Origin of the sequence: Accumulibacter sp., assembly GCF_016789985.1 — a bacterium.
GTDB lineage: Bacteria > Pseudomonadota > Gammaproteobacteria > Burkholderiales > Rhodocyclaceae > Accumulibacter.
Map to the genome: position 1 here is coordinate 1 of NZ_JAEUOL010000211.1, position 12,346 is coordinate 12,346.

The window sequence follows — 12,346 nt, forward strand, 5'->3', positions numbered from 1 at the left end:
GACGAACGGGCACCGACATCGAGAGTTCCGGGTTGCGCCAGACAATGATATTGACGTTGTCTCCGGCCCCGATGATGTAGCGGTAGTCGGCCGAGGCTGCCGAAACTGGCGCCGGCGGATACGAAGAGCAGCCCACCAGCAGCACCCCGAGAACGCCCAGCAAGATCCAACGAAACGCGACGCCAATCACATCATGCAGGCGTGTAACCATAGTGCTCTCCTTTTTAAGTCGCCAGCTCGGAAACGGTGTATACGGCAGAAATCATAAAGGTTGCGCCGACGGCTGCCGTGCAGCGCGGCACAGTATAGTGGAATTGGCCGAGACGGCAAAAGTGCAGCCCGAGGCACCTACCAGCCCTGCCCGTCCAGACCCGGCTGGGCGAGACGACTCGACCCTTGGCCCTGTCCGGAGCAGACCCGGAAACCGCCCTGCCAGCCCACCTCTGCCACACGGCTGCCAACCGCTGCAGGATACCGCCTTCATCACTTTCAACAAGGGAAATAACGCACACTTGGCCGCATTTCTTTAGTCCGCGTGAGGAAAACAACAGCCAATACGATAACATGCTTATATAAGTGTTCATTCACCCGGGCCACCGGACGCCAGCCGGGCGGCCCGGCAGGACTCCGACCGATGCCCCCGGCTCACCACCTGCGATAATCGATGAAAATCGCCACCTGGAATGTCAACTCGCTCAAGGTCCGCCTGCCGCAGCTCCTGTCATGGCTGACGGAAGAAGCACCCGATGTCGTCTGCCTGCAGGAAACGAAGATCGAGGACAAGTTCTTCCCATGCGCAGAGATCACCGCCAGCGGCTACCACGCGTGTTTCTCTGGTCAGAAGACTTACAACGGGGTAGCGCTACTCACCCGCGATGCGCCATCCGAGGTGGTTTTCGGCAACCCGCTCTACCCTGACGAGCAAAAGCGTCTGCTGACCGCCACGGTGCGCGGGATCTGCGTGGTCTGTGCCTACGTTCCCAATGGCCAGTCGATCGGCAGCGACAAGTACGCTTACAAGCTGGAGTGGCTGGATGCCCTCGCCGGCTGGCTGGCCGGACGGCTCGCCGGGCATCGGCAACTGGCGCTGGCCGGCGATTTCAACATTGCGCCGGAGGATCGGGACGTGCATGACCCACTCGCCTGGGCCGGCCAGATCCTGTGTTCGGAACCCGAACGTGCAGCCTTTCAGCGCTTGCTGAGCCTCGGTCTGCAGGACAGTTTTCGCCTCTTCGCTCAACCCGAGCGGTCCTTTTCCTGGTGGGACTACCGCATGCTCGGCTTCCAGAAAAACCACGGGCTACGGATCGACCATGTGCTGCTCTCCGCGCCACTCGCTGCACGCTGCGTCGTCAGTGGAATCAGGCGCGACATGCGCAAGCTCGAGCGGCCTTCGGACCATGCCCCGGTGGTGACGGAGTGGACGGATTGACACAGCGACTGCCGCCAGACCTCGAGCCATCGCTGCTCACGCATTACCCGGTCCTGCGCGCTCTGCCCACCGAGGACTGGGCGGCTCTCTGCGACACCGCCGGCTGGCTCGAGCTGCCGGCTGGCGCCCAGGTGTTCAACGAACGGCAGAACTGCATGGGATTTCCACTGATCCTCGCCGGCACGATCAAGGTCGTGAAGAGCAGTGCTGGTGGACGCGAGATGCTGCTCTATCGGGTTGCCGAGGGCGACTCGTGCATCATTACCTCGAGCTGTCTGCTGGGACACAGCCCGTACGCGGCACGCGGCATCGCGGAAACTCCGGTTGCGCTGCTGCTCCTGCCGATCCCGCTTTTCGAGAAACTGATCGGCGAGCAACGCGCGTTCCGCGAATTCGTCTTCCACCTCTTTGCCGAACGGATTGCCAAGCTGATGCAACTGGTCGAGGAAGTTGCCTTCCAGCGCCTCGATCAGCGCCTCGCCCGGCTATTGCTGGCCAGAGGACAGACCGACCACTGCACCCACCAACAACTGGCCGATGAACTGGGCAGCGTGCGCGAGATCGTCAGCCGCCTGCTCAAGGTTTTCGCCGCCGACGGTCTCGTCGCGCTCGGTCGCCAGCGGATCAGGCTCATCGACCGCGCCGGATTGCAGCAACTGGCCGACAGCGGCCGCTGAGACAACCGTATCCACCCTCTGTGACCGGGGTTACATACACGAGCAGCAGGCCCGGCTATTCTCGGCAGCTTCTCCTACACCCTTTCACGGAGCTCATCATGAAAAACAACGTCGGTGGAATCGACAAAACCCTGCGTATCGTCGTCGGCATCGCCCTCATCACCCTGGCCGCTCTGGGTGTCGTTGGCGCCTGGGGCTGGATCGGCGTCGTCCCCTTGCTGACCGGCCTGCTCGGCGTCTGCCCCGCTTATTCGCTACTCGGCATGAATACCTGCCCGCTCAAGAAGAACCCCTGAACGGTCGCCCGCTGGACGCCGCACTGGCCGGTCCGACGCACCGGGTTGACCGCCGGAGCACTCCCGCACCTGAGCGTCCGCGCTCAGGCAAGCGCCGCAACGCCTGCCCCCCAACTTTGCCGCCGGTTTTCGCCTGCCGTGTCCTCCGGGCAAGTCGCGCCAATCCGCTGCGCTCCATCCGAAGGAGCCAGCTCTCCATCTGTCGGAATACTTTACAGAAGGCGGCAGCGAGAATTCCAGACCGAGCAGTTTCTCCATGCAAAACATGCGACTAGAAACATACATCTGCCCTGGCACTCTTATTGCTTGCCCGGTTGGCGTCGGATATCTCGGAGAAATCGAGAAAGTCCCCGACTGATCTGTTCAATTTTCAAGCCATTGGAGGCAAGCATGTTCAAGATTGAGAAAAAGGTTGCTCTGGCCAGCCTGCTGGCAGCAGTGGGTATCGGCGGCGCCCAGGCAGCGCCGTTCGCAGATGTCGCGGTGTTGATGGACGAGTCGGGCTCGATGGCCGGCGAACAGGCCTGGATCAAGGGTGCGATCACCTCGCTGGACACCGAGCTCGTAGCCCTGAGCCTGACGCCGAACAACTACGCCTCGGTTGGCTTCGCAGTCGGTGGCGGTCCCGGCCTGACCAGATACTTCAACGTCCCGGCTCCCGGCACTTCGAACACCGTCGCCGGGCTGACCCAAGCCTTCGGAACCGCCGCGGACTACCAGACCCTGACTTACTCGACCGCCGGTGGAACGGAAGACGGCTGGGCGGCGATCGCTGCGGCGAACCAGTACAGCTTCCGTGCCGGCACGGCGCGCAACTACATCCTGGTCACCGACGAGGACCGCGACGCGGCGCAGGCCGGCCTGACCTATGCCGGCACCCTGGCCAGCCTGACGAGCACCAATACCCTGCTGAACGCCATCGTGGACGCCACCTTCCGCTGCACCTCGACCTCGACCGGTCCGGTCATCGGCATCAGCAGCGGCGGCGCCTGCTATGTCGCCGACGGAGCGGGCGGCTATGTCGTCGGAACCGGGGGCTCGGCCGCGACCGGCTTCGGCAACACCATTGCCGACTATGTCGACCTCGCCCTGGCTTCCGGTGGTGCAGCGTGGGACCTCAACCTGCTCCGGGCGGGCGGCCTCGTGGCCGATTCGTTCACCGCGGCGTTTGTCGACATCAAGGTCGGCGAAATCCAGAATCAGACCCCGGAACCAGGCTCGCTGGCCCTGCTCGGTCTGAGCGTTGCCGGTCTGGCCATGGCTCGCCGCCGCAAGTCGGACGCCTGATCGCCTGACCTGGCAAAGTGCTGAACGCCGAGGCGGCCTGCGGGCCGCCTCGGCGTTTGCGCGCACCTTCCGCTGTTAGCAGCGCCCTCGCCGTACGCGAGACGGCCTTCGCGTGTCATCGGCAGGCTGGCCGCAGCTCCTTTCCGACCGACAGCGCGCTGGCGCCGCTCAGCCCAGGGCAGTGGCCAGACGCAGGTAATCGTCAACCGACAACTCCTCGGCGCGACAGGTCGGAGCAAGCCCCTGCGCCTCCAGTCGTGCCTCGTCGACCAGCCCCGCGAGACTGTTGCGCAGCATCTTGCGGCGCTGCGCGAAGGCTGCCGAAACCAGCGCGGCAAACCGCCCCTCGTCGGCGACGGATAACTCGGCGACGGGTCGCGGCATCAGTCGCACCACCGCCGAATCCACCTTTGGCGCGGGCTCGAACGCCTCCGGCGGCACCGGCAGCAGCCATTCCATGACGAAGCGGTATTGCAGCATGACCGACAGGCGCCCGAAGGCAGAGGATCCCGGCGTGGCGATCATGCGTTGCACGACTTCCTTCTGCAGCATGAAATGCATGTCGCGCACACAGTTGCCAAAGCTTGCCAGATGAAAGAGCAGCGGCGTCGAAATGTTGTACGGAAGATTGCCGACAATCCGCAGACCGCCTGGCGAAGCAGCCGCCAGATTCCCGAAATCGAAGAGCAGGGCATCGCCTGCGTGAATCGTCAGCTGACCGGGCGAATACGTCTGCCGCAAACGCGCAACGATGTCGCGATCGATCTCGACGACGTGCAGGTGGTCGAGGCACCGTAACAAGGGAGTGGTCAGGGCGCCCAAGCCGGGGCCGATCTCGACCACCCGATCGGAGCGCTGCAACGCGAGCAGTTCGACGATGTCGGCGATGACCTGCCGGTCGACCAGGAAATGCTGACCGAAGCGCTTGCGCGCGACGTGCGTGCGCATGTGCTCAGTCTTCGTGGCCGGCGCGCTCCGCCATCGCGATCGCCTGCTCGACGGCGACGAACAGACTGCCGGGATCCGCCTGGCCGCTGCCCGCCAGTTCGAGCGCCGTGCCATGGTCAACCGAGGTGCGGATGATCGGTAGCCCGAGCGTGACATTGATCCCGTGACCGAAGCTGGCGTACTTGAGCGCCGTCAGCCCCTGGTCGTGATACATCGCCAGCACACAGTCACCCCGCGCCAAAACCGGCGGCGAAAACATCGTGTCGGCCGGTAGCGGCCCGAGCAGGTTCATGCCTTCCTCGGCACGCAGGCGCTCCAGCACCGGAATGATGACGTCGATCTCCTCGCGACCGAGGTAGCCCGCCTCGCCGGCGTGCGGGTTGAGCCCCGCCACCAGGATGCGCGGCCGGGCAATGCCATACTTGCGGCCCATTTCGGCATGCAGGATGCGCAGGGTTTCCTCGAGCGCCGCCGGTGTCACTGCCGCCGGCACCTCCTTGAGCGGCAGATGCGTCGTCACCAGAGCCACCTTCAGCCCTCCGCCGGCCAGCATCATCACCACCCGCGGCGTCTGCGTTCGTTGCGCCAGATATTCGGTATGACCGGTGAACGAGATGCCGGCATCGTTGATCACTCCCTTGTGCACGGGCGCGGTGACCATCGCGGCGAATTCGCCCGACCGGCAACCGGCCAGCGCCCGATCGAGCAGGGCCAGCACCTGTGGCGCGTTGGCCGGGTCCAGGCGACCGGCCTGCACCCGGGCCGCCAGAGGCAGATGCAGCACGTCGAGAACGTCCGGCTGCGCCGGCAGAGACGGGTCCCAGTCACGCAGTTGGCCATCCAGACGCAAAGCTGCGGCACGCTCGGCAAGCAGCGAGCGATCGCCGAGCACGACGAGGCGCGCCGTGAACGGTGCCTGGCGCATGCGCTCGAGCAGTCGCAGGCAGACGTCCGGGCCGACGCCGGCCGACTCACCCATGGTGACCGCGATGACCGGCAGAGACGGCATGGACTCAGCCCTCCTCCAGCCGGACTTCCACATAGGCCCGGTCGCGCGCCTGGCGCAGCCAGTCCTGGTAGGCCTCGTCGCGCTTGCGTTCGCGCAGCGCCTGGCGTGCCGCCGAGCGTTGGCGTTCACTCGACACATCCTGCACGCGGCGCTCGAGCACCTCGATCAAGTGGAAACCGAATGATGACTGCACCGGCGGGCTGAGCTCACCGGGCGCCAGGGCATTCATCGCGCGCTCGAATTCGGGGACGGTGTCGCCGGGGTAGATCCAGCCGAGATCCCCACCCTTGGCCGCCGAACCGTCCTGCGAGAAAAGCTTGGCCAGTTCGGCAAAGCTCTCGCCGTGCTTGATCCGCTCCCGCAGCCCCTCGATCTTGTGACGCGCCTCGGGCTCGGAAACGATTTCATTGACCTTGATCAGGATGTGGCGCGCGTGCGTTTGCTCGACCGCTCTGGCCGCGCCACCGCCACGCTTGTCCAGCAACTTGATCAGGTGAAAGCCGTTCGAACTGCGCAGGATCGGCGAGACCTCGCCAACCCTGAGCTTGACGCTCACCTCGGCAAAGATCGCCGGCAGGCGATCGAGCGGCCGCCAGCCGAGATTGCCCCCCTTCATGGCGTCCGGGGCGTCCGAATAGGCTGCGGCGAGCTGCGCGAAGTCCTCGCCCCGGCGCAGGCGATCGAGCACCTGCTCGGCCTTGGCGCGCAGCTTCTGAATCTGCTCCGGGCTCGCCGACTCGGGAGCGCGCAACAGGATGTGCGCCAGTTGATATTCCTCGCCGGCCCCGCCCTGCGCCGTCATGCCGCTCAGATAGTTGTCGATTTCGCCGTCGGAGATGAAGATCTTGCTGTCGACCTCGCGCTCGCGCAGCCGGGCGATCGTCATTTCGGCCCGGATCTCCTCGCGAAAGCCGGCAAAAGCAATCCCGTCCTTCTCGAGCGCCGCCCGGAACTGGCCGAGCGACATCTTGTTGCCGGCAGCAATACGCTGCAGCGCCTGATCCAGTTGGGCATCGTCCACCCGTAAACCCATTTCGCGCGCCAGTTGCAGCTGTACCTTGTCGAACACCAGACGCTCGAGCACCTGCTTTTCGAGCACATCGCGCGGCGGCGCAGGCATCGACTGACGCTTCAACTGCGCGACGGCCGAGTCGAGGCGCGCCCGCAATTCGTACTGCGTGATCACTTCGTCATTGACCACGGCCACGATCCGGTCGACCGGAATCGGCTGACCCGCCGTGCGCGGCTGGGCCGTCGCCAGGCCGACCAGACAGGCGGCAAACAGCACGCTGCGCCCGAGAAGCTTCATCACTGACCCTACCATTCTGCCAACCCCTGGTCACTCATCGCCGACCCCACCGCGTAGCCCGGAATCCTGCGCTGCAGCAGGCTCAGGGGGTTCGAACCAATGCTCGACAGGCCATTCAATTCAAGTTGTACGAAAAACCGCGTCGTCGAGTCGGCCTCGGTCGTCTGCAGCCGGTGAGCAACGGTACGTACCGCCCAGCAACCGGCGTTGTACTCCAGCCCGCCGATGATCTCGATTGGCGTGCTCTGCAGGAAAGAGTAGTTATAGCGGCCGACCGCCTGCCAGCGGCCGCCGATCGGCCACTGCCCGGCAAGGTCGATCTGCTTGATCGGAATCGCCGCGTCGATGTTGTAACTGTAAGTCGCGCTGAGCGCCTTGCCCGGTTCCGGCGTATATCGGGAACTCAAGGCGTAGCGCTCGAACTGCTGGTCGCCCGGGTCGTATTGCAGCGCCGCGTCGAGGTAGACTCTCGGCCACACCTGACCGCTGAAGGCGGCCAGAAAATCCGAAGTATCCCACCGGCGAAGGGTGGTGCCGGGCAGGATCACCTTGTCGTCGCTGAAGTATACCCGCTGGCCAACCATGGCCCGCATGATCTCGGCACCGCTCGCCGGGTCGATCAGGCGGGAACTCAAGGCGGCCGTCAACTGATTGGCATTGTTGATGCGGTCCCAGCCGGAGAACTGGTTGTCGGCAAAAATCTGCGCAAAGTTGAAATCGGCCAGTGCAGTGTCGAAAATCGGGATATCGTTCTGGTTCTTGTACGGGATATTCAGGTAGAACAACCGCGGCTCCAGCGTCTGGGTATAGTCGCGCCCGAACCAGTTGCTCGAACGGTCGAAGGTCATTCCCGAGTCGATGCTGAAGATCGGCAAGGTCCGTGTAATCGAATCGGGGCCGACGACACCCGCATTGGGATACGACAGGGAGTAATGGGTCAGGTTGACGCCGACCCGCGGCGTGACATACCAACCCGGCGTCACGAAAGGCAGAGAGATCTGTGGCTGCAGCACGGTTCGCTGCCCTTCGACCATGTTTGCGTCGGGATGGACGAACGACGTGTATTGTCCGAAGAACGAGCTGTCGGTCAGCCACAGGTCGGGTTGTCGTGCGTTCACCGTGATTTGCGGCAGCAGACGATAGGGCTTGGTCACCGGATTCTCGGGGTCGGGCTGCAGCGTCTGGAAGGACTGCAGATTGGTCGTCACGGACCACCACCCCCCTCCGCCGTAAGTCAGCGACCCCTGTTGCAGCAACTGCGTACGCGACGTGTTGGTGATCTTGCTCGACAGATCGGTGTAGTAATCGTTGTCCGAGACCCGGTTGTAGCTGAGCAAACCGGTGAAGCCGTTGGCCGTCGTCTGCCTGTGCCGTAGCGCCACGGCCCAGCGGTCGTCATTCGTCTGCCGGTCATGCGGAAGATACTCGAGTTCGATACCGCCCCGGTATTTTCCGCCGTAAGCCTCGTCGAGATACTGGAACTCGCCGCCGAGCAGCCAACCGCGCTTGGTCAGCAACTGGGGCTCGAAGGTCGCGTCCATGTTGGGTGCGATGTTCCAGTAGTAGGGCACGCCGACCGTAAACCCGCTGCTGCTCCCCGAGCCATAGCTCGGCGCCAGGAAGCCGGACTTGCGCTCGTTGTTCAGCGGAAAGGAGAGCCAGGGACTGTGCAGGATCGGCACATCGAAAAAGCGGACCGTGGCATCCTTGCCGCTGCCCACATCATTGTCGTAATCGAGCTGCAACTCGCCAGCCGAGAGATACCAATCGTCGCTGCCGGGCTTGCAGGTCGTGTAGGTGGCGGCGGTAAGGTGAATCTGATTCTCACCCTGCAGGTCGATGCGCTCGGCCTCGCCACGCGCCTCGGTCAACTGGTCGGCCGGTTTTTGCGAGGCCTTGATCCGGGTCTGCCCCGGTTTGATGGCGATATCCTTGGGCGCCGCGAAACCGGTGGTCGACGTTTCCTCGTCGGCCGCCTTGGCCGGTTTTGCCTGCCGCTTGACAAAGTACGATGCCTGGTCGAAGAAACCGACCTGATCCTCCAGCTTGAGGCGCGCTTTCGGACCGGAGATGATGTCGTCGCCCTGCTGCATGCGGACGTTGCCATCGGCCTCGACCTCGTCCTCGACCGGCCAGTAGGTCAAACGGTCGGCCGTCACCTCCGTGCCCACCTTGCGCAACTCGGCCTCCTGCTCGGCCAGCACCTCGCGCTCGATGACGCCCGAGATGGTCTGTGCACTCAGAAAGACCGGTCGCGGCTGTGCGCTATCGAGCGGAGGTGGCAGCATGCCCTCGGCCCTGCGCAACCGCAGGGGCGGCTCGTCAGGCGAACGCGCCGCCGATGCCGCCACGACCGGCACCTCTGGCGGCTGCGCCGGTGCAGGGGCCGGCTGCGGTGAGGTCGGGGCCGGCAACACCCGCCCGCTGGCGACCGCCGGCTCGACCGTGTCGCGCACGGGTGACGGCCGGGCGACCGGTGCCGGCACCTCGCTGCGCGAACTGCGCAGCGGCGCTGCCACCGACGCGGGAGCGGCTGGTGTCGCCACCTCCTGCACGCTTGGCGCCGGCGGCGTCACGGCGGGCGCCGGACGCGCCGCCTGCGATGCCACTGCTTTCGGTACCGCCGCCGGTTTCTCTGCCTGCGGCGGCGCCGGCGTTGCGGCGGCTTCCTCGGACGCGCGCCGCGCCGCGGGCTCCGTTCGTACGACCGGTGGCGGCAGTGGCCGCGTCTCGACAGGGGGGAGATCGACCGGCCGAGATTCGGCCGCCGCGCGCTCGAACGGGGTCTGAACGTCCGCCTGGGCCGGTTTTGCCGGCGGCAGGCCGAGCAGGCCGGGGTCTACCCGGAAGGGCGCCGGGCTCTGTGCTTGCGCCTCGCCGGCCAGGCTGGCGGCAAACGTTCCCGCAACACTGCAGCAGAAGATCAGGGTGAGCGGTTTGCGCCGAGAAGGAAACGTCATTCCGGGAGAGTCGATCAAAGATGCGTCGGGTTGTAGCCTCTGCCGGCGCGTGCAGCGTGCGGCCGGATGCTAAAATCCGGCAATTCTAGCATCATCGTTCAAGGAGAAGCGGCATGCCGCGCACAACCCTGCTACGGCACTGGGTGCAGGAACTCTTCGCGGAGCAGTTCCCCGGGCAGACCATCCCAGTCGAAACCGCCTCGGCGGACGCCAGCTTCAGGCGCTACTTCCGGCTCCGGCTGCCGGACGGGAGCACGCGTATCGTCATGGACGCGCCGCCCGACAAGGAGGACTGCCACCCCTTCCTGCGGGTTGCCGCCCTCTTCCACGACGCAGGCACGCATGTCCCCGCGGTCCTGGCGCAGGATCTCGAACAGGGCTTCCTGCTCCTCTCCGATCTCGGTCGCACCACCTACCTGCAGGCCCTGGTGGACAGCCGGGCGGCGCCGCTGCTCTACGCCGACGCCAACCGCGCTCTGCTCGCCATCCAGCTCGCCAGCCGACCGGGCATCCTGCCGGATTACGATCAGGCGCTGCTCGCGCGCGAACTGGCGCTCTTCCCGGAGTGGTACCTGCAGTGTCATCTCGGCCTGACCCTGGACCAGACCCAGGCCGGGCTGCTGCAGTCGAGTTTCGCCGCCATCCTGGCCAACAACCTGCGGCAACCGCAGGTGTTCGTGCATCGCGACTATCACTCGCGCAACCTGATGGTGGTCGGCGAGGGCTCGCCAGCTTTCCCGGCCAACCCCGGCATCCTCGATTTCCAGGATGCCGTTTACGGTCCTCTGACCTACGATCTCGTCTCGCTCTATCGCGACGCCTACATCCAGTGGCCCGAGGAACAGGAACTCGACTACGTCATCCGCTACTGGGAAGCGGCGCGACGGGCAGGGCTGCCGGTACCAGCCGACTTCCATGATTTCTATCGCGACTATGAATGGATGGGCGCGCAGCGCCAGCTCAAGGTGCTGGGCATTTTCGCCCGCCTCTGCCACCGCGATGGCAAGCAGGCCTACCTCAAGGACATGCCACGCGTCATGAGCTATCTGCGCCGCACCTGCCAGCGCTACGGCGAGTTGCGCGGGCTCGCCCACCTGCTCGACACGCTGACGGAACAGGCGCTCGACGTCGGCTACACCTTCTGATGACGGCATGAAAGCGATGATCCTCGCCGCCGGTCGCGGAGAGCGACTGCGGCCGCTGACCGACACGACGCCGAAACCGCTGCTCCGCGCCGGCGGCAAGCCGCTGATCGTCTGGCATATCGAACGGCTCGCCGCCGCCGGCTGGCGCGAGGTGGTGGTCAACCACGCCCACCTCGGCGAACAGATCGAGGCAGCGCTCGGCGATGGCCGCGTCTTCGGCCTGGCCATCCGCTACTCGCCGGAACCTCCCGGCGCACTCGAAACCGCCGGCGGCATCGCCGCGGCCTTGCCGCTGCTCGGCAGAGCGGCCTTTCTGGCGGTGAACGGAGACGTCTGGTGCGACTGGGATTTTGCACGTGCGCGACACGTCGCGGAAGCCGGAGACCGGCGGCAGGCGCACCTGATTCTGGTCGACAACCCGCCGCACCACCCGGACGGCGACTTTCGCCTGACTGGCGAGACGCTGTCCAGCAGCGCCGCAGGCAGTGGTGACCCGGCCCTGACCTACGCCGGCATCGGCATCTTCTGGCCCGAGTTCTTTGCCGGCGTCGCCCCGGGCGCCGTGATGAAGCTGCGGCCGCTGCTCGACGACGGCATCCGGCGCGGCATCGTCACCGGCGAACGGCATGGTGGGCGCTGGGTCGACGTCGGAACCGGCGAACGCCTCGCCCAACTGGACAGGGAGCTTCTGCCAACCCGATGAATCACCAGCCCTACTCCCGGCGTCGCCAGCAGGTACTCGACCGTCTCGGCGACGGCGTCGCCGTCATCCCGACCGCACCCGAGCGGCTGCGCAACCGCGACGCGCATTACCCTTACCGTTTCGACAGCTACTTCTGGTACCTGAGCGGCTTCCCCGAACCCGAGGCGGTGATCGTGCTGATCGGTGGCAAGCAGGCGCAGTCGATCCTCTTCTGCCGCGAGAAGAACGAAGAGCGCGAAATCTGGGACGGCTTCCGCCATGGGCCGGCGAGCGCGGCCGAAGCCTTCGGCTTCAGTGAGGCCCATCCGATCGCCAGTCTCGACGAGAAACTGCCGCAACTGATCGCCAATCGCGGCACCCTGTGGCACTCGCTCGGCCACGACGCCGAATGGGACCGCCGGATCGCCGCCGCGCTCAACGCGGTACGCGCCGACAGCCGCAGCGGCACGCGCGCGCCGGGCGAAATCCGCGACCTGCGTGGCCTGCTCGACGAGATGCGACTGATCAAGGACGCGCACGAGATCGACCTCATGCGCCGCGCCGCCGACATCGCTTCGGCCGGCCACGCCTGCGCCATGCG

The 12,346-nt window shown here is 65.4% G+C and carries 11 protein-coding genes and 1 pseudogene; 7 read left to right on the forward strand and 5 right to left on the reverse strand.

What is annotated here, in order from left to right; all coding sequences use genetic code 11:
- A pseudogene (locus JNK99_RS12270) lies at window positions 1-211 on the reverse strand (sugar ABC transporter substrate-binding protein); the annotation flags it as partial.
- A gap of 453 nt (window positions 212-664) precedes the next feature.
- Here JNK99_RS12270 and xth point away from each other — a divergent pair.
- From xth to JNK99_RS12290, 4 genes are all read left to right on the forward strand, one after another.
- Window positions 665-1,432 carry an exodeoxyribonuclease III gene (gene xth, locus JNK99_RS12275; protein ID WP_291853465.1) on the forward strand — a complete coding sequence of 256 codons (768 nt, stop codon included), beginning with the start codon at window positions 665-667 and terminating at the stop codon, window positions 1,430-1,432.
- Window positions 1,429-2,109: a Crp/Fnr family transcriptional regulator gene (locus JNK99_RS12280; RefSeq protein ID WP_291853468.1), complete on the forward strand. Its 681-nt coding sequence runs from the start codon at window positions 1,429-1,431 to the stop codon at window positions 2,107-2,109. The genes xth and JNK99_RS12280 overlap by 4 nt, the downstream gene beginning before the upstream one ends.
- A gap of 98 nt (window positions 2,110-2,207) precedes the next feature.
- Window positions 2,208-2,405, forward strand: a complete 198-nt coding sequence (locus JNK99_RS12285) for a DUF2892 domain-containing protein (protein WP_291853469.1) — start codon at window positions 2,208-2,210, stop codon at window positions 2,403-2,405.
- A gap of 390 nt (window positions 2,406-2,795) precedes the next feature.
- A complete protein-coding gene (locus tag JNK99_RS12290; protein WP_291853472.1) occupies window positions 2,796-3,692 on the forward strand; it encodes a PEP-CTERM sorting domain-containing protein in 897 nt (298 codons plus the stop codon).
- Between the two features lie 168 nt (window positions 3,693-3,860).
- Here the strand turns inward: JNK99_RS12290 and rsmA are convergent, their stop codons facing one another.
- From rsmA to JNK99_RS12310, 4 genes are read right to left on the reverse strand one after another with little or no spacing between them, the layout of a single operon-like run.
- Window positions 3,861-4,640 carry a 16S rRNA (adenine(1518)-N(6)/adenine(1519)-N(6))-dimethyltransferase RsmA gene (gene rsmA / locus JNK99_RS12295; RefSeq protein WP_291853474.1) on the reverse strand — a complete coding sequence of 260 codons (780 nt, stop codon included), beginning with the start codon at window positions 4,638-4,640 and terminating at the stop codon, window positions 3,861-3,863.
- A 4-nt stretch (window positions 4,641-4,644) separates the two neighbouring features.
- Window positions 4,645-5,649 (reverse strand): 4-hydroxythreonine-4-phosphate dehydrogenase PdxA, encoded by a 1,005-nt coding sequence (gene pdxA, locus JNK99_RS12300; protein ID WP_291853477.1) that lies wholly within the window; start codon window positions 5,647-5,649, stop codon window positions 4,645-4,647.
- Between the two features lie 4 nt (window positions 5,650-5,653).
- The gene (locus JNK99_RS12305; RefSeq protein ID WP_291853480.1) at window positions 5,654-6,958 is read right to left on the reverse strand and encodes a peptidylprolyl isomerase; all 1,305 of its coding nucleotides are present in this window, start codon (window positions 6,956-6,958) and stop codon (window positions 5,654-5,656) included.
- An 8-nt stretch (window positions 6,959-6,966) separates the two neighbouring features.
- Entirely contained in the window at window positions 6,967-9,918 is a 2,952-nt protein-coding gene (locus JNK99_RS12310; RefSeq protein ID WP_291853483.1) for an LPS-assembly protein LptD, read from the reverse strand.
- 113 nt (window positions 9,919-10,031) lie between these two features.
- On the opposite strand from JNK99_RS12310, the gene JNK99_RS12315 reads away from it, so the two are divergent.
- The 3 genes from JNK99_RS12315 to JNK99_RS12325 form a co-directional block, all read left to right on the forward strand.
- Window positions 10,032-11,063: a phosphotransferase gene (locus JNK99_RS12315; RefSeq protein WP_291853486.1), complete on the forward strand. Its 1,032-nt coding sequence runs from the start codon at window positions 10,032-10,034 to the stop codon at window positions 11,061-11,063.
- 7 nt (window positions 11,064-11,070) lie between these two features.
- On the forward strand, window positions 11,071-11,766 hold the full coding sequence (gene murU, locus JNK99_RS12320) for an N-acetylmuramate alpha-1-phosphate uridylyltransferase MurU (protein WP_291853489.1): 696 nt from the start codon (window positions 11,071-11,073) through the stop codon (window positions 11,764-11,766).
- Window positions 11,763-12,346: aminopeptidase P N-terminal domain-containing protein (locus JNK99_RS12325; protein WP_291853491.1), on the forward strand; the 584-nt coding region annotated here is incomplete at its 3' end. The genes murU and JNK99_RS12325, both read left to right, overlap by 4 nt.